At 68.0% G+C, this 15,896-nt stretch carries 14 protein-coding genes; 12 read left to right on the forward strand and 2 right to left on the reverse strand.

Annotation, left to right across the window (positions count from 1 at the left end):
- Nucleotides 1-25 precede the first annotated feature (25 nt).
- From wrbA to AC1RQG_RS15215, 12 genes are all read left to right on the forward strand, one after another.
- On the forward strand, nt 26-634 hold the full coding sequence (gene wrbA, locus AC1RQG_RS15160; protein WP_493132752.1) for an NAD(P)H:quinone oxidoreductase: 609 nt from the start codon (nt 26-28) through the stop codon (nt 632-634).
- Nucleotides 631-1,038, forward strand: a complete 408-nt coding sequence (locus AC1RQG_RS15165) for a DUF2069 domain-containing protein (RefSeq protein ID WP_493132754.1) — start codon at nt 631-633, stop codon at nt 1,036-1,038. The genes wrbA and AC1RQG_RS15165 overlap by 4 nt, the downstream gene beginning before the upstream one ends.
- Nucleotides 1,035-2,462 (forward strand): FAD-binding oxidoreductase, encoded by a 1,428-nt coding sequence (locus AC1RQG_RS15170; protein WP_493132756.1) that lies wholly within the window; start codon nt 1,035-1,037, stop codon nt 2,460-2,462. Before AC1RQG_RS15165 ends, AC1RQG_RS15170 begins: the two co-directional genes overlap by 4 nt.
- Nucleotides 2,459-2,908, forward strand: a complete 450-nt coding sequence (locus tag AC1RQG_RS15175) for a DUF4124 domain-containing protein (protein WP_493132759.1) — start codon at nt 2,459-2,461, stop codon at nt 2,906-2,908. The genes AC1RQG_RS15170 and AC1RQG_RS15175 overlap by 4 nt, the downstream gene beginning before the upstream one ends.
- A complete protein-coding gene (locus AC1RQG_RS15180; protein ID WP_493132762.1) occupies nt 2,893-5,493 on the forward strand; it encodes an FtsX-like permease family protein in 2,601 nt (866 codons plus the stop codon). The genes AC1RQG_RS15175 and AC1RQG_RS15180 overlap by 16 nt, the downstream gene beginning before the upstream one ends.
- Complete coding sequence (locus AC1RQG_RS15185; protein ID WP_493132765.1) at nt 5,493-6,578, forward strand: lipocalin-like domain-containing protein; 1,086 nt, start codon at nt 5,493-5,495, stop codon at nt 6,576-6,578. The genes AC1RQG_RS15180 and AC1RQG_RS15185 overlap by 1 nt, the downstream gene beginning before the upstream one ends.
- Before the next feature lie 29 nt (nt 6,579-6,607).
- Nucleotides 6,608-8,446, forward strand: coding sequence for an ABC transporter transmembrane domain-containing protein (locus tag AC1RQG_RS15190; RefSeq protein WP_493132973.1), 1,839 nt, complete (start codon nt 6,608-6,610; stop codon nt 8,444-8,446).
- A gap of 12 nt (nt 8,447-8,458) precedes the next feature.
- Complete coding sequence (locus AC1RQG_RS15195) at nt 8,459-9,544, forward strand: threonine aldolase family protein (protein ID WP_493132767.1); 1,086 nt, start codon at nt 8,459-8,461, stop codon at nt 9,542-9,544.
- A gap of 94 nt (nt 9,545-9,638) precedes the next feature.
- Nucleotides 9,639-11,099, forward strand: a complete 1,461-nt coding sequence (locus AC1RQG_RS15200; RefSeq protein WP_493132769.1) for a DEAD/DEAH box helicase — start codon at nt 9,639-9,641, stop codon at nt 11,097-11,099.
- A 90-nt stretch (nt 11,100-11,189) separates the two neighbouring features.
- The gene (locus AC1RQG_RS15205) at nt 11,190-12,164 is read left to right on the forward strand and encodes a thymidylate synthase (RefSeq protein WP_493132771.1); all 975 of its coding nucleotides are present in this window, start codon (nt 11,190-11,192) and stop codon (nt 12,162-12,164) included.
- A gap of 6 nt (nt 12,165-12,170) precedes the next feature.
- A complete protein-coding gene (locus tag AC1RQG_RS15210; RefSeq protein ID WP_493132773.1) occupies nt 12,171-12,866 on the forward strand; it encodes an alpha/beta fold hydrolase in 696 nt (231 codons plus the stop codon).
- Between the two features lie 142 nt (nt 12,867-13,008).
- Nucleotides 13,009-14,022: a YeiH family protein gene (locus tag AC1RQG_RS15215; RefSeq protein ID WP_493132776.1), complete on the forward strand. Its 1,014-nt coding sequence runs from the start codon at nt 13,009-13,011 to the stop codon at nt 14,020-14,022.
- A gap of 42 nt (nt 14,023-14,064) precedes the next feature.
- Here AC1RQG_RS15215 and AC1RQG_RS15220 read toward each other — a convergent pair whose 3' ends face one another.
- Nucleotides 14,065-14,940, reverse strand: a complete 876-nt coding sequence (locus AC1RQG_RS15220) for a LysR family transcriptional regulator (RefSeq protein ID WP_493132778.1) — start codon at nt 14,938-14,940, stop codon at nt 14,065-14,067.
- Between the two features lie 133 nt (nt 14,941-15,073).
- Nucleotides 15,074-15,610: an FxDxF family PEP-CTERM protein gene (locus AC1RQG_RS15225; protein WP_493132781.1), complete on the reverse strand. Its 537-nt coding sequence runs from the start codon at nt 15,608-15,610 to the stop codon at nt 15,074-15,076.
- Between the last annotated feature and the right edge of the window lie 286 nt (nt 15,611-15,896).

Raw genomic sequence — 15,896 nt, forward strand, 5'->3', positions numbered from 1 at the left:
GCTAAAGGGCCATATAATAACAATGATGAACCGATCCAATCTGATTATTCTCGTATTGTTTTACTCGCGTCACGGCGCCACCAGGAAACTGGCGGAGCTGATCGCCCAGGGCATCGAGAGCGTTCCGGGCTGCGATGCGCGCCTGCGCACGGTGCCGGCCGTCTCCACCGTGACCGTGGCGACCGAACCGGAGGTGCCGCCCGAGGGCGCGCCCTACGTGGAACTGGAGGACTTGCGGGAATGCGCCGGGCTGGCATTGGGTTCGCCCACGCGCTTCGGCAACATGGCCTCGGCCATGAAGTATTTCTGGGATGGCACCTCGGCCGACTGGCTGTCCGGCACGCTGGCCGGCAAGCCCGCCTGCGTGTTCACCTCCACCGGCAGCCTGCACGGCGGCCAGGAAGCGACGCTGCTGTCGATGATGATCCCGCTGTTCCACCACGGGATGATGGTGCTTGGCCTGCCCTACACCCAGCCCGAACTGATGACCACCGCCAGCGGCGGCACGCCGTATGGCGCAAGCCACTGGGCCGGACTCGATGGCAAACTGGCCATCACGGACGATGAGAAGCGGCTGGCCATCGCGCTGGGCCGGCGCCTGGCCGAAACGGCCGTCAAACTGCGGGGGCAATGATGGTCAACGATAAGCTGCATCGCTACTTCCACCTTGGCGCCATCGCCAGCCTGGTATTGCTCATCATCTGGTGCGTGCTGTGGGAAATGGTGCTGGCACCGCTGCATCCCGGCGGCTCGTGGGTGGTGCTCAAGGCCGTGCCGCTGCTGATCCCCCTGTACGGTGTGTTCAAGCGCGACATCTACACGCTGCAATGGTCGTCCATGATGATCCTGCTGTACTTCACGGAGGGCGTGGTGCGCGGCTACAGCGACAAGGGCACCATGTCCGCCTGGCTGGGCTGGGGCGAGGCCGCCATCGTGTGCATCTATTTCGTGTGCGCCGTGATGTACCTGCGCCCGTACAAGAAGGCCGCCAAACGCATGGCCAAGGAACTGCTGGAAAAGGTCAACCGCGCGAAATGAGCCTGCCCGCCACCTTCCTGCACGACTTCCTGGCCCACTGCCGCGGCGTGGTGGGCGATGATTTCGTCGTCTGCGACGATGCCGGCATGGCGCCCTATCTGACCGACTGGCGCGGACGCTTCACCGGCAAAGCCGCCGCCGTGCTGCGCCCCGCGACGGTCGAGCAGGTGCGCCTGCTGGTGGCGGCCTGCGCGCAGTGGCGGGTGCCGATGGTGCCGCAAGGCGGGCGCACCGGGCTGGTGCTGGGCAGCGTGCCCGACGCCAGCGGCGGTGCCGTGGTGCTGTCGCTGGCGCGCCTGAACCGTGTCCGCGCCGTCGATCCCGTCAACCGCACCATCACGGTCGATGCCGGTTGCATCCTGCAGCAGGTGCAGGAGGCGGCGGCGGCCGAAGGTTGCCTGTTCCCGCTGTCGCTGGCCGCCGAGGGCAGCTGCAGCATCGGCGGCAACCTGTCGACCAACGCGGGCGGCACCGCGGTCCTGCGCTACGGGAACACGCGCGAACTGTGCCTGGGCCTGGAGGTGGTCACGCCGCAGGGCCAGTTGTGGGATGGCTTGCGCGGTCTGCGCAAGGACAATACCGGCTACGACTTGCGCGACCTGTACATCGGCGCGGAAGGCACGCTGGGCGTGATCACGGGCGCGGTGCTCAAGCTGTATCCGCAACCGAAAGCCTGCATCACGGCGCTGGCCGCCATGCCCACGCCCGGCCACGCGCTGCGCTTGCTCACCCTGATGCAGGACCGCTGCGGCGCCAGCCTGACCGGCTTCGAGCTGATGTCGCAATTCTGTCTGGCGCTGGTGGCGCAGCATTTCCCCCTGCTGCCCAAGCCATTCACGGCGCCCCACGCGCAGTATGTATTACTTGAGTTATCAAGCAACGAATCCGAACAGCACGCGGTGGGCCTGCTGGAAGACGCCATCGGCGCGGCATTGGAACAGGGCGTCATCGACGATGCCGTGGTGGCCAGCTCGATCGCGCAGTCGGCCGGACTGTGGCAACTGCGCGAGCACATTCCGCTGGCCCAGGCGGCGGCCGGCAAGAACATCAAGCATGACATCTCGCTGCCCGTCTCGCGTATCGCGGAATTCATCGCCATCACGGAACCATTGTTGCAGCAGGCGTTCCCGGGCTGCCAGCTGGTGTGCTTCGGCCACCTCGGCGACGGCAACCTGCATTTCAACGTGGCGCCGCCGGACGGTGTCGGCCACGACGCTTTCCTGGCCAACCAGGCCGCCGTCAACCGCGTGGTGCACGACAGCGTGGCCAGATTCGGCGGTTCGATCTCGGCCGAACACGGCATCGGCGCGCTCAAACGCGACGATCTGGCCCACTACAAGAGCGCCGTGGAACTGGACCTGATGCGGGCCATCAAAGCCGCGCTGGACCCGCTGGGCATCATGAACCCGGGGAAGATCCTGTGAGCGCCCTGGCGCGCCCGCTGCTCGCCGCCGGCCTGCTGTGGGCCGCCGGCGCCTGCGCGCAGCCGGTCTACAAATGCACGTCCGCCGACGGCAAGATCAGCTACGGCGCCGAACCGTGCGCGGATGGGCGCGGTGCCGTACTCGACACGCCGGCCACGCCATCGGCCGACGCGGCGGCCAGCGCCGCCGCCGAACTGGCGAACACCAGGCGCCAGGCGGACGCGCTGCAAAAGGAACGTCTGCAACGTGAGAAAGCCGACGCGCGCGCGCAGGCACGCGCCGACCGCGCCGCCGAAGCCAGACGACTGAAATGTGGCCGTCTCACGCTGCAACGTCAGATGGCCGACGATGCGGCGAAAAGCGCCAGCGGCAAGGCCGCCGACCATGCGCAACGGCGGGCCCGGTACGCGGCCGACAAACTGGCGCTCGAATGTCCGCAGTCCTAGCCCCACCCGATCGCCGCACGATGGCCGCCGGTCTGCGCCGGCTGTCGCGCTGGCTGCTGCTCGGCGAATGGCGCGCGCACCCGCTGCGCGCCATCACGGCCATCGCCGCCATCGCCGTCGGCATCGCGCTCGGCTTCGCCATCCACCTGATCAACGCCGCCGCGTTCAATGAATTCTCGTCCGCCATCAAGGGCTTGTCGGGCGTGGCCGACGTGCAGGTACGCGGCACGGAGGCGTTTTTCGACGAAACGGTTTATCCCGATCTGGCCACCCGCGACGGCGTGGCCGTGGCCTCGCCCGTGCTGGAATTCGACGCTTCCCTGCCCGGCCAGCGCAGCGCGCTCAAGATCATCGGCGTGGACGCCATGCGGGCCGCGTTCGTGACGCCGGACCTGCTGGGCGTGCCCGCCGACGACCAGCCTTACGACACGCTGGCCGACGATGCGATCTTCCTCGCGCCGGCCGCGCTGTCCTGGCTCAAGCTCGAACGCAACGGCACGCTGGCCGTGCAAAACGGCACCGACACCGTGCGCCTGCGCGTGGCCGGGCCGCTGCTGCATGCGCGCGCCGGCCAGCGCCTGGGCGTGATGGACATCGGCGCGGCCCAGTGGCGCTTCAACAAGCTGGGCCAGTTGTCGCGCATCGACTTCAAGTTGCGCGACGGGGTCGACCGCGAAGCGTTCAAGACCCGGCTGGCGCGCGATCTGGAGCGCCGCTATCCGGGCCGCTTCCGCGTGGGCCAGCCCAACGACGCTGAACAGAACAGCCGCAACGAAGGCGTGAGCCGCGCCTACCGCGTCAACCTGACCGTCCTCGCGCTGGTGGCGCTGTTCACCGGCGCCTTCCTCGTGTTCTCGACCCAGGCCTTGTCCGTGATCCGGCGCCGCAGCCAGTTCGCGCTGCTGCGCGTGCTGGGCATGGACCGCCACCGTCTGCTGCGCCAGATCCTGCTCGAAGGCCTGTGCCTGGGCGTGGTCGGTTCGGCCATCGGCATCGTGGCCGGCTATGGCATCGCGGCCGCCATGCTGCGCTTTTTCGGCGCCGACCTGGGCGCGGGCTTGTTCGCCGGCGTCCAGCCATCCGTGCATTTCACGCCGGTGGCGGCGCTGGTCTATTTCGCGCTCGGCGTGGGCGTGGCCCTGCTAGGCTGCGCGGCCCCGGCGCTGGAGGCGGCCCGCGCACGGCCTGCCGTGGCCCTCAAATCGGGCACCGAGGAAGCCACCATCGCGCGCCTGGACACCGCCTGGCCCGCCATCGCCTGCCTGGCGCTGGCCGCGCTGCTGAGCCGCGCGCCGCCCGTCTTGGAATTGCCGATCTTCGGCTATCTGTCCGTCGCGCTGCTGCTGGTCGGGACCATCGCCCTCATGCCGCGGCTGGCCGCCGCCGTGTTCCGCGCCGCGCACGCGCGCTGGAGCGCCGCCACCGCGCACCGGCCAGACGCCTCGCCCGTGGTGACGCTGACGCTGGCGCGCCTGGCCAACGCCTCCGGCCAGGCCGGGATCGCGCTCGGCGGCGTGCTGTCGAGCTTCAGCCTGATGGTGGCCATGGCGATCATGGTGGCCAGCTTCCGCGTGTCGCTCGACGACTGGCTGCAGCACCTGCTGCCGGCCGACCTGTATGTGCGCTCGGCCAGCGGCGGCGTCACGGCCGGCCTGCGGCCGCCGGAACAGGCCGCGCTGGCCGCGCTGCCCGGCGTGCAAAAGGCCGACTTCCTGCGCGCCCGCTCGTTGTCGCTGGCGGCCGAGCGTCCCAACGTGGCCCTGATGGCCCGCTACATCGATGCGACCGATCCGGGCCGCCTGCTGCCGCTGGTCGGCGCCGCCCTGCCCGCGCCGGCCGGCGTGCCGCCGGTCTGGGTATCCGAAGCGATGGTCGACCTGTATGGCATGACGCCCGGCCAGCGCATCGCCCTGCCGCTGGCCGGACAGTCGCATGCATTCTTCGTGGCCGGTGTGTGGCGCGATTACGCCCGCCCCACCGGCTCGATCCAGATGCGTTTATCCGACTACCGCGCCATCACCGGCGACATGGAAGTCAGCGATGCGGCCCTGTGGCTGACGCCGGGCACCACCACCGCGCAGACGATAGAACGGGCCAAGCGCCTGCCGTTCGGCGACCGTCTGGACTTCGGCGCGCCGTCCGACATCCGCGCCATGAGCATGCAGGTGTTCGACCGCAGCTTCGCCATCACCTATCTGCTGGAAGCGATCGCCATCGTGATCGGCCTGTTCGGCGTGGCGGCCACGTTCTCGGCCCAGACGCTGGCGCGGGCGCGCGAGTTCGGCATGCTGCGCCACGTCGGCGTCACGCGGCGGCAGGTGCTGGCCATCCTCGCCATCGAGGGCGGTTCCCTCACGGGCCTCGGCATCGTGACTGGCTTTGCGCTGGGCTGGGTCATCAGCCTGATCCTCGTATTCGTCATCAATCCGCAATCGTTCCACTGGACCATGCAACTGCACCTGCCGTGGGGCCTGCTGGCCATCGTGGCCGGCCTGCTGCTGGGCGCCGCCGCGTTGACGGCGCTACTGGCCGGGCGCCAGGCGCTGTCCGGCGGACCGATACGGGCCGTACGGGAGGATTGGTAATGCTGCAACGTCTGGCTTCCATCATCATCGCGGCGCTGCTGGCCGTGCTGTGCGCGCCGGCCCTGGCCGCGCCGCCGCACTACGCCGCCGTCACGCCGCTGGCCACGCCGCTGCCCTTCCCCGCCAGTTACGGCGCCCATCCCGGGTTCAAGACCGAATGGTGGTACGTGACCGGCTGGCTCAAGGGCGCGGACGGCAAGCCGCTCGGCTACCAGGTCACGTTCTTCCGCAGCGCCACGCCGCATGACCGCGCCAACCCGAGCCGCTTCGCACCCAAACAGATGATCATCGGCCACGCCGCCCTGTCCGATCCGGCCAACGGCAAGCTGCTGCACGACCAGCGCAGCGCGCGCGAGGGCTTCGGCCTGGCCTACGCGAAGCTGGGCGACACCGACGTCAAGCTCGATGCCTGGCGCATGGTGCGCGAGGCCGACGACAGCTACCGCATCAGCGTGGACACGACCGGCTTCACGCTGGCGCTGCGCCTGACGCCCACCCAGCCGCTGTTGTTGCAAGGCGACGGCGGCTACTCGCGCAAGGGCCCGCAGCCGGCCCAGGCCAGCTACTACTACAGCGCGCCGCAACTGGCCACCAGCGGCACCATCACCCGCCAGGGCAAGACGCTGGCCGTGACGGGGCGCAGCTGGTTCGATCACGAATGGTCGTCCCAGGTGCTCGATCCGGCCGCCTCGGGATGGGATTGGGTGGGCGCCAATCTGGACGACGGCGGCGCCCTGATGGCTTTCCAGATCAGAAGCGCCACAGGTGGTAAACTATGGGCGCACGCGACATGGCGCGACGCATCCGGTAAGATCACGGATTACGCGCCGGACCAGGTTAGTTTTACCCCGCAGCGGCGGTGGCGTTCGCCCCGCACCAATGCCGAGTATCCCGTTGCCACCCTGCTCACCACCGGTCGCACCGCATGGCAGATCGTGCCGTTGCAGGACGACCAGGAGCTGGACTCGCGGCGTTCGACCGGCGCCGTGTACTGGGAAGGCGCCGTCACGGTCAACCGCGACGGCGAGCCCGTGGGCCGCGCCTACCTGGAACTGACCGGGTATGCGGGGGCCATGAAACTTTGAATACGATGACCACTAATACTGCCAACACGATGACAAATAGCACCACCGCCAGCACACCGTCCGCCGCGGCGCCCGCAGAATCGCGTCAACTGAAGAAAGGCAGCCTGGCCGCCTTCAAGGGCCTGATACCGTTCCTGCTGCCGTACCGCCGCCAGTTCATGATGGCCGGTATCGCGCTGGTGGTGGCCGCCGCCTCCACGCTGGCCATCCCGGCCGCCTTCAAGCAGATGATCGACCTCGGTTTCGGCGGCGCGGCCGGCAGCAAGAGCATCCAGCACGTGGACCTGGTGTTCCTGGCCCTGTTCGCCGTCGCCACCGTGCTGGCGCTGGCCACGGCGGCCCGCTTCTACACCGTGTCCTGGCTGGGCGAGCGCGTCACGGCCGACATCCGCAGCGCCGTGTACAAGCACGTCGTCACGCAAAGCCCCGAATTCTTCGAAACCACGCAGACCGGCGAAGTCCTGTCGCGCATCACCACCGACACCACGCTGATCCAGGCCGTGGTGGGCACCAGCATCTCCATGGCGCTGCGTAACATGCTGCTGTTCCTGGGCGGCCTGGCGATGTTGTTCGTCACCAGCGTCAAGCTGTCGTCCATCATCATCGGCCTGCTGGTGCTGACCGTGCTGCCGATCGTGATGTTCGGCCGCCGCGTGCGCAAGCTGTCGCGCGATTCGCAGGACCGCATCGCCGACGCCTCGGCCATGGCCGGCGAGATCCTGAACGCCATGCCCACCGTGCAGGCCTTCACCCATGAGAAGGTGGAGTCCGATCGTTTCGGCGCGTCCGTCGAAGGCGCCTTCCTGACGGCCATGCGCCGCATCCGCGCGCGCGCGCTGCTGACCATGATCGCGATCGTGCTGGTGTTCGGCACCATCGTGTTCGTGCTGTGGCTGGGCGCGCACGCCGTGATCGAAGGCACGATGACGGGCGGCGACCTGGGCCAGTTCATCCTGTACGCCTCCATCGTGGCCGGTTCCATCGGCGCCCTGTCGGAAGTGATGGGTGAAGCCCAGCGCGCCGCCGGCGCCACCGAACGGCTGCTGGAACTGATGTCGGCCAAGTCGCGCATCGAATCGCCGACCCAGCCGCTGGCGCTGCCGCCGCGCGCGGCCAATGGCGCCGCGCTGGCGCTGCAGAACGTGACGTTCAACTATCCTTCGCGCCCCGACACCCAGGCACTGGAACAGCTGTCGCTCGACATCAAACCCGGTGAAACGTTGGCCGTGGTCGGCCCGTCCGGCGCCGGCAAGACCACCTTGTTCCAGTTGTTCCTGCGCTTCTACGATCCGCAGCAAGGCACCATCAAGCTCGATGGCGTGGACATCACCCGCCTCGACCTGCACACGCTGCGCGACGCGATCGGCATCGTGCCGCAGGATACGGTGATCTTCTCGGCCAACGCGATGGAGAACATCCGCTACGGCCGCGCCGGCGCCACCGACGCGGAAGTGATCCAGGCCGCCAAGCTGGCCGCCGCCCACGAGTTCATCGAGCGCCTGCCGGAAGGCTACCAGTCGTTCCTCGGCGAGCGCGGCGTGCGCCTGTCCGGCGGTCAGCGCCAGCGCATCGCCATCGCCCGCGCGCTGCTGAAAAACCCGCCGCTGCTGCTGCTGGACGAAGCGACCAGCGCGCTGGACGCGGAATCGGAGCGCCTGGTGCAGTCGGCGCTGGAGGCGGCGATGGTGGGCCGCACCACCGTCATCATCGCCCACCGCCTGGCCACCGTGCAGCGCGCCGACCGCATTATCGTCATGGAAGACGGCAAGATCGTCGAAACCGGCACCCATGCTTCGCTGGTGGCGCTGGGCGGCGTGTATGCCAATCTGGCGGCCCTGCAGTTCCACAACGTCCACGTGGTCCACTAACGGGGGCCGGACGTGACCGACGCGGAGCTGCGCCAGCAATGCCACACCGTCCTGCCGGGCCACCGGCAGCCCACGCCGGCCGAGACCTTCGCCGCCATGGCGGCATGGTGCGAAGCGAACGGCGTGGCGCACGACACCTATGGCGACGGCGCGCTGCTGCAGCAGTTCGAAGCGAAAGTGGCGGCGCTGCTGGGCAAGGAGGCCGCCGTGTTCTGCATCACCGGCACCATGGCCCAGGCCACGGCGCTGCGGCTGGCCTGCGCGGAACGCGGCAGCCGGCTGGTGGCGCTGCATCCCACGGCCCATATCCTGCGCCATGAGCGGGGCAACCATCAACTGTTCGACCACTTCCACGTGCTCCAGATCGGCGACCAGCATCGCCCGTGGACGCTGGAGGAACTGCAAGCGATCCCGGACCGCCTGGGCGCGGCCGCGGTGGAACTGCCGGCCCGCGAGATCGGCGGCCAATGCCCGAACTGGGAGGAACTGGACGCCATCAAGCGCCACTGCGCCGACCAGGGCATCCACCTGCATATGGATGGCGCGCGGCTGTGGGAAACGGCCGCCGCCTACGGCCGGTCCGTGGCCGACATCGCGGCCGGTTTCGACAGCGTCTACGTTTCGCTGTACAAAGGCATAGGCGGCCTCGGTGGCGCCCTGCTGGCCGGCAGCCATGCCTTCGTCGCCAAGGCGGCCGAGTGGTATCGCCGCCAGGGCGGCAATATCGTGCACCGCTCGCCGTACGTGGTGGCGGCGGCCATGCAGTTCGACGAACGACTGGCCGCCATGCCGGATTATTTCCGTCGCACGCTATGGCTGTACGAGGCCTTGCGCGCGCACCCGCACATGATGGTCAATCCGGCCCGTCCGCATGCGAACATGCTGCATCTGCACCTTCCGGTGAGCCGGGAACGCGCCGTGGACATCCGCAACGACATCGCGGCACGGCACGGCGTCTGGCTGTTCAACCGCGCCAGCCACGGCGCGCTGCCGGAGCACAGCGTGGTCGAACTGTACGTGGGCGACAACCTGCTGGCATTGTCCGACGAGCGCGTGCGCGAGATCCTGGCCCTGTGGGCCGCCGCCTTGCTCAACTGATCCGGCGGCGACTTCGGCGGTCTCCCGCTCTGCGTCGCCGCAAACCAGGGCCAGACCCTGGAGTCGGAACCTATAACTCATTTTTCAGTACACCATGACATTCGCATCCCTCGGCCTGATCGACCCATTACTGCGCACGCTGGAAGCGCTGGCCTACCATCAACCCACGCCGGTCCAGAAGCAGGCGATTCCGGCCGTGTTGGCCGGCCGCGACCTGATGGCCGCCGCCCAGACCGGCACCGGCAAGACGGCCGGCTTCGCGCTGCCCATCCTGCATCGCCTGACCATGGACGGCATGGTGGCGCCACAGTCCGTGCGCTGCCTGGTGCTGGTGCCCACGCGCGAACTGGCCGAACAGGTGTACGACAGCTTCCGCACCTACGGCCGCAACCTGCCGCTGCGTTATTTCGTGGCGTATGGCGGCGTGCCGATCGAGCCGCAGGTGAACAAGCTGCGCAAGGGGCTGGACGTGCTGGTGGCCACGCCGGGCCGCCTGCTGGACCTGCTGCGCCAGGAGGCGATCCGGTTCGAGTCGCTGCAAACGCTGGTGCTGGACGAGGCCGACCGCATGCTGGACCTGGGCTTCTCGCACGACCTGGACCTGCTGTTGATGGCCATGCCCAAACCGCGCCAGACTTTGCTGTTCTCGGCCACGTTCTCGGATGCGATCCGCGCCATGGTCAAGGGCCTGCTGAACGATCCGGTGGAGATCCAGGTCAGTCCGCGCAACACGGCCACCAGGACCGTCAAGCAGTGGCTGATCCCGACCGACAAAAAACGCAAGCCGGAACTGTTCCTGCATCTGATGAAGAAGCTGCGCTGGGGCCAGGTGCTGGTGTTCGTCAAGACACGCAAGGGTGTCGAACAGCTGGTGCAGTTGCTGCTGCAGGAAGGCATCGCGGCTGACGCCATCCACGGCGACAAGCCGCAGCCGGCCCGCCTGCGGGCGCTGGACCGCTTCAAGACGGCGCAGGTGCAGGTGCTGGTGGCGACCGACGTGGCCGCGCGCGGCCTCGATATCGAGGCGCTGCCGCAGGTGGTCAACTTCGACCTGCCGACAGTGGCGGAGGATTATGTGCACCGCATCGGCCGCACCGGCCGGGCCGGCGCCACGGGCGAGGCCGTGTCGCTGGTCTGCGCCGACGAGGTGGACCTGCTGGCCGCCATCGAAAAGCTGACCGGCCAGGTGATCGCGCGCGAGGAGGAACCGGGCTTCGAGGCCGACCACCGGGTGCCGGCCACCGGCGCGGCCGGCGTGGCGTCAAAACCTGCCCCCGCTCCCGGCAAGAAGAAACGGCCTTTCACCGGGCCTGCGGGCGGCAAGGCTGCGCTGGCAGCCGGCGGCGGGCAGCGTGCGGCCGCACCGGCCGCGTCGCGCAAGCCCGCCGGTCCCAAGACGAGTCCTGTTGGCGCCAGCGCGCCGCGCGGCGCCGTCATCGTGGCCGGTGGACGTGGCGCCAAATCGCTGGCGCGCAGCGCCGCCAAGGCAGCGGCCGGCGGCGCGGCGGGCGGCCAGCGCAAGGCCAAAGCGGGCGGCCGTGGCCCGTCGCGCTGATCCCGCTTCGGAATTAATACCGGCGGCGGGCCTGCTACAATAACCGCCTTTTTCGGGCCGCGCGCCCCCCGCTTCACGTTGGAGAAATGCATGCAGCAATACCAGGACTTGATCAAGACGGTACTCGACACCGGCAGCTGGCAGGACAACCGCACCGGCATCCGCACGCTCAGCGTGCCGGGCGCCATGATGCGCTTCGATCTGCTCAACGACGGGTTCCCGGCCGTGACGACCAAGAAGCTGGCCTTCAAGTCCGTGGTGGGCGAGTTGTGCGCCTTCCTGCGCGCCTCGCGCAGCGCCGCCGACTTCCGCGCGCTGGGCTGCAAAGTGTGGGACCAGAACGCCAACGAGAACCAGCAGTGGCTGGACAACCCCTACCGCATGGGCGAGGATGACCTCGGCCCCGTTTACGGCGTGCAGTGGCGCGGCTGGCCCGGCTACAAGCTGATCGCCGCCGACCAGACGGCGCAGATCGAGGACGCGCAGCGCAACGGTTTCCGCCTGATCGCGCCGCTGCAGGACGAAGGCGTGGACAAGGTCCTGCTGTACAAGGCCATCGACCAGTTGCGCGAATGCCTGGACACCATCGTCAACAATCCGGGCAGCCGCCGCATCCTGTTCCACGGCTGGAACCCGGCCGACCTGGACGCCGTTGCGCTGCCGGCCTGCCACCTGCTGTACCAGTTCATCCCCAACGCCGCCACGCGTGAAGTCTCGCTGTGCCTGTACGTGCGCAGCAACGACATCGGCCTGGGCACGCCGTTCAATCTGGCCGAGGGCGCGGCCCTGCTGCACCTGGTGGGACGCCTGACCGGCTACACGCCGCGCTGGTTCACCTACTTCGTGGGCGACGCGCACATCTACGAAAACCATCTGGACATGGTCAGGGAGCAGCTCACGCGCGCGCCCTTCCCCGCGCCCCGGCTGGTGATCTCGGACCGCGTGCCGGCCTACGCCGAGACGGGCAAGTACCAGCCCGAATGGCTGGAGCTGATCGAGCCGTCCGACTTCTCGCTGGAAGGCTACCAGCACCACGCGCCCATCACAGCGCCCATGGCGGTCTGAAACACCGTGCTCCGGCTGGACTTCATCCCCGGCACCATGTGCGACGCGCGCATGTGGTCGGGCCTGACGCCGCTGCTGGGCGACGATGTCGACTGCCGGTTCGTGCCGCTGCAGGATGCGCACGACCGCGACGCCATGCGCCACGCCATCGCCGCCCACAGCGCGCCGCGCGCCAATCTGGTGGCGTTCTCGTTGGGCGGCTATCTGGCGCTCGAACACGCGCTGGCCCATCCCGAGCGCGTCAACTCGCTGGTGTTGATCGCCGCCTCGGCCAAGGGGCTGGAGGCGGACGAGATCGCGCGCCGCCAGCGCACCATCAAAGTACTGAGCAACCACGCCTATGCCGGCATGTCGGCCGCCCAGCTGCGTGAATTCGTCCATCCAGCCAACATGGGCAATCAGGCCATCGTCGGCGTGATCCAGCGGATGGCGCTGGAGCTGGGCAAGGCGCTGCTGCTCGCGCAGTTCGCCGCGTCGACCGAACGCGCCGATCTGCTGGACCGGCTGTCCGAACTGCGCTGCCCAGTGCTGCTGGTCGGCTCCGAGGACGACCACAAGGTCGATCCGGCCGATCTGCGCGCCATGCACGCGCGCTGCCCGACCAGCCACCTGATCATGTTGCGCGACTGCGGCCACATGATTCCGCTGGAAGCGCCGCGCGCGCTGGCCACGACACTACGCGAGTTTCACGGCATCAACTAATTACCCCGCTGTTTTCGTATAAGCTTATGCATCGATCGTTCGTCTAAATCGAATGATACGTCCATAACTTATCAATAGACACAACAATACCCACCCCTGATAATCCGTTACACAAATAATGTAATAACGGAGGACAGCGGTGATGAAAAAGGTAATAACAAACACGCAAGCTCTCCTGCCCGGCCTGCTCCTGTGCGGCGCCGTCACGGTCGCCGCCCACGGGCTGGAACTGCTCGAAGTACGGCTGTTTGGCCGGGCGTGGCTGGAAAGCCTGGTGCTGGCCATCGTGCTCGGCACCATCATCTGCACGGCGCGCGGCCTCGGGCCACGCTACCAGGCCGGCGTCAAATTCAGCGCCAAGACCCTGCTCGAAGTGGCCGTGGTGCTGCTGGGCGCCTCCGTCAGCGCGGGCGCCATCCTGGAACACGGGGCGTCGATGCTGATCGGGATCGCCGTGGTGGTGGCCGTCACCATCACCGGCAGCTACGGCATCGGCCGCGCCAGCGGCCTGCCGGGCAAGATGGCGCTGCTAATCGCCTGCGGCAATTCCATCTGCGGTAATTCGGCCATCGCCGCCGTGGCCCCCGTCATCAACGCCGATGGCAAGGACGTGGCGGCATCGATCGCCTTCACGGCCGTGCTGGGCGTGGTGGTGGTGCTGGCCCTGCCCCTGCTGGTGCCGCTGCTGCACCTGTCGGAAGTGCAGTACGGCGTGTTCGCCGGCATGACCGTGTACGCCGTGCCGCAGGTGCTGGCGGCCACCGCCACCGTGTCCCAGACCAGCGTCCATATCGGCACGCTGGTCAAACTGGTGCGGGTGCTGATGCTGGGCCCCGTGGTGCTGACCCTGTCGCTGCTGGGTCGCGACGACAAGGGACGGCGTCCGCCGCTGTCGCAAATGGTGCCGTGGTTTATCGTCGGCTTCCTGGTGATGATGGGATTGCGCTCGGCCGCCGTCCTGTCGGCACCCGTGCTGGATGTCGCCCACGAAGGGGCCGGCTATCTGACCGTCATGTCGATGGCCGCGCTGGGCCTGGGCGTGGATGCGCGCGCCGTGCTGCGGGCCGGTGGCCGCGTCACCAGCGTGGTCGTGCTGTCGCTGGTCGTGCTCGGCGTGTTCAGCGCCACCCTGATCCAGTTGCTGCACATCGCCTGACGTGGCGCCGGCGACCGCGGCCTTGGCTGCGATCGCGGCAACTCAGGCGATCAACGCCTCCAGCGCCAGCGACGCCTTGTTCCGGTAGCGCGCCTGATGCCGCAGCAGGCGGAACGCGCGGGCCGGCAGCGCGAAATCGACCTTGCGCAGCAAGCCCGCCTGCAGATAGGCGGCCGCCACCCGTTCGGAAACGACGGTGGCGAAGCCGCCGTACATGGCGGCCGCGCACACGGCCTCGTTGGACGGCAGCGTCAACGCCACGTCGAGCCGCTCGCCATCCATGCCGAGCGCACCCAGCATGCCCTCGAACGCGGAGCGCGTGCCCGAACCGTGCTCGCGCAGCACCCAGCGCTCCGTCAACAATTCCTCGCCCGTCACGGCGACTTGCCCGTCCCACCGATGGCCGGGCGCCACCAGCACGGCGATGCGGTCCTCGGCCACCACCTGCACCGACAACTCCGCCTCGTCGATCTCGCCTTCGACAAAACCGAGGTCGGCCCCGCCTTCCACCACGGCGCGCGCCACGCTTTGCGTGTTACCGATGGTGAGCGTGAGTTCGATCTGCGGATAGTGCTGGCGGAACCGCACCAGCAGCGCTGGCAGCCAGTAGCTGGCGATGGTCTGGCTGGCGTGGATGCGCAGCGCGCCCCGTTTCAGCCCGCCCAGTTCGGCCAAGGTCAGCTCGGCGTTGCGGGCCATGGCCAAGGTGGCCTGCGCCTCGGCCAGGAAGATGCGGCCCGCCTCGCTCAGTTCGATGCGCCGGCCAACCCGGTTGAACAAGGGCGTGCCGTAGCGGTCCTCCAGCGCGCGGATGGCGGCGCTGACGGCCGACGGCGTGAGCGCCAGCGCGCTGGCCGCTTGCGTCAAGTGTTCGCGCTCGGCGACGGCGATGAAAATCCGTAATTGGTCTAACGTCATGGGTGGCAGGGGCGGTGACAAGGTCTGGGCTGGCCGGCAAGGCGCGGCAAGCCCAGATTGTATCGCCTGCGGTGGGACTGACGCAAAAACGGAGGCTGCGGCCCGCGGCCTCCGTCCGGTCAGACGATGTTGATTACGCCGCGTCGTTGCGGCGACGGCTGCGGTAGGCGATCAGGATGGCGCCGGCGACCAGCATGCCATAGGTGGCAGGCTCGGGCACTGCCGACGTGATCACGGTGCCGCTGTAGCTGGTCGGTGCGTTGGACAGGATCTGGCCCGTGACCAGCAGGTAGTAGTTGTCGGGCACCAGATGGCTGCTCACCAGCGTCCACAGATCAACCTTGCCATCGAGCACCTGGTTGCCGCCCAAGGACAGGCCGCCGGAGTTGAACAGGGAGAAGCCCGTGATCTTGATGCCGTCCGTCTGCGCTGGGCTGATGGCCGACACTTGCGCCACCAGGTTGCCAGCGCCGCTGGTGGTGAAGTTGTAGCGGTCGCTGAAGGTGTTGCCGTCATTGCCCATATCGAACACGTGCCCGAAGAAGTTGGCACCCGCGCCCAGCGTGAGCATCTGGGCTGGCTGGCTGACATCGGCGGCTGCGGCGGTGCCACCCACCAAGGCAGCGCCGGCCAGCGCGATGGCGGTGAGCGCCGATTTAAGTTTGGTCATAATTCCTCCATGTAGAGCGGGGCGCAAAGGCCCCGTTGATTGATCACATACTGCCTTTTGATCTTATCATGGCAAAAATGACAGCATTAATCGTGCGACACTCTTTCAATTCATGCAGGAAATGTTTTCAGAAATAAATTCCACAGGCGGCGCGCAGCGGTTTTGCGGCCTCCGCCCTATGAGGATGGGCCGGATGTGGCTTGCAACGCAGGTGTTTCGGCAGGCCGCGTAGGAGACTTCCTACGAAAAGACGGGAAAAATGCAAGAGTCCGCGTGCCAGGCTTGC

It is taken from the genome of Rugamonas sp. GW822-FHT03B10 (genome assembly GCF_058801745.1).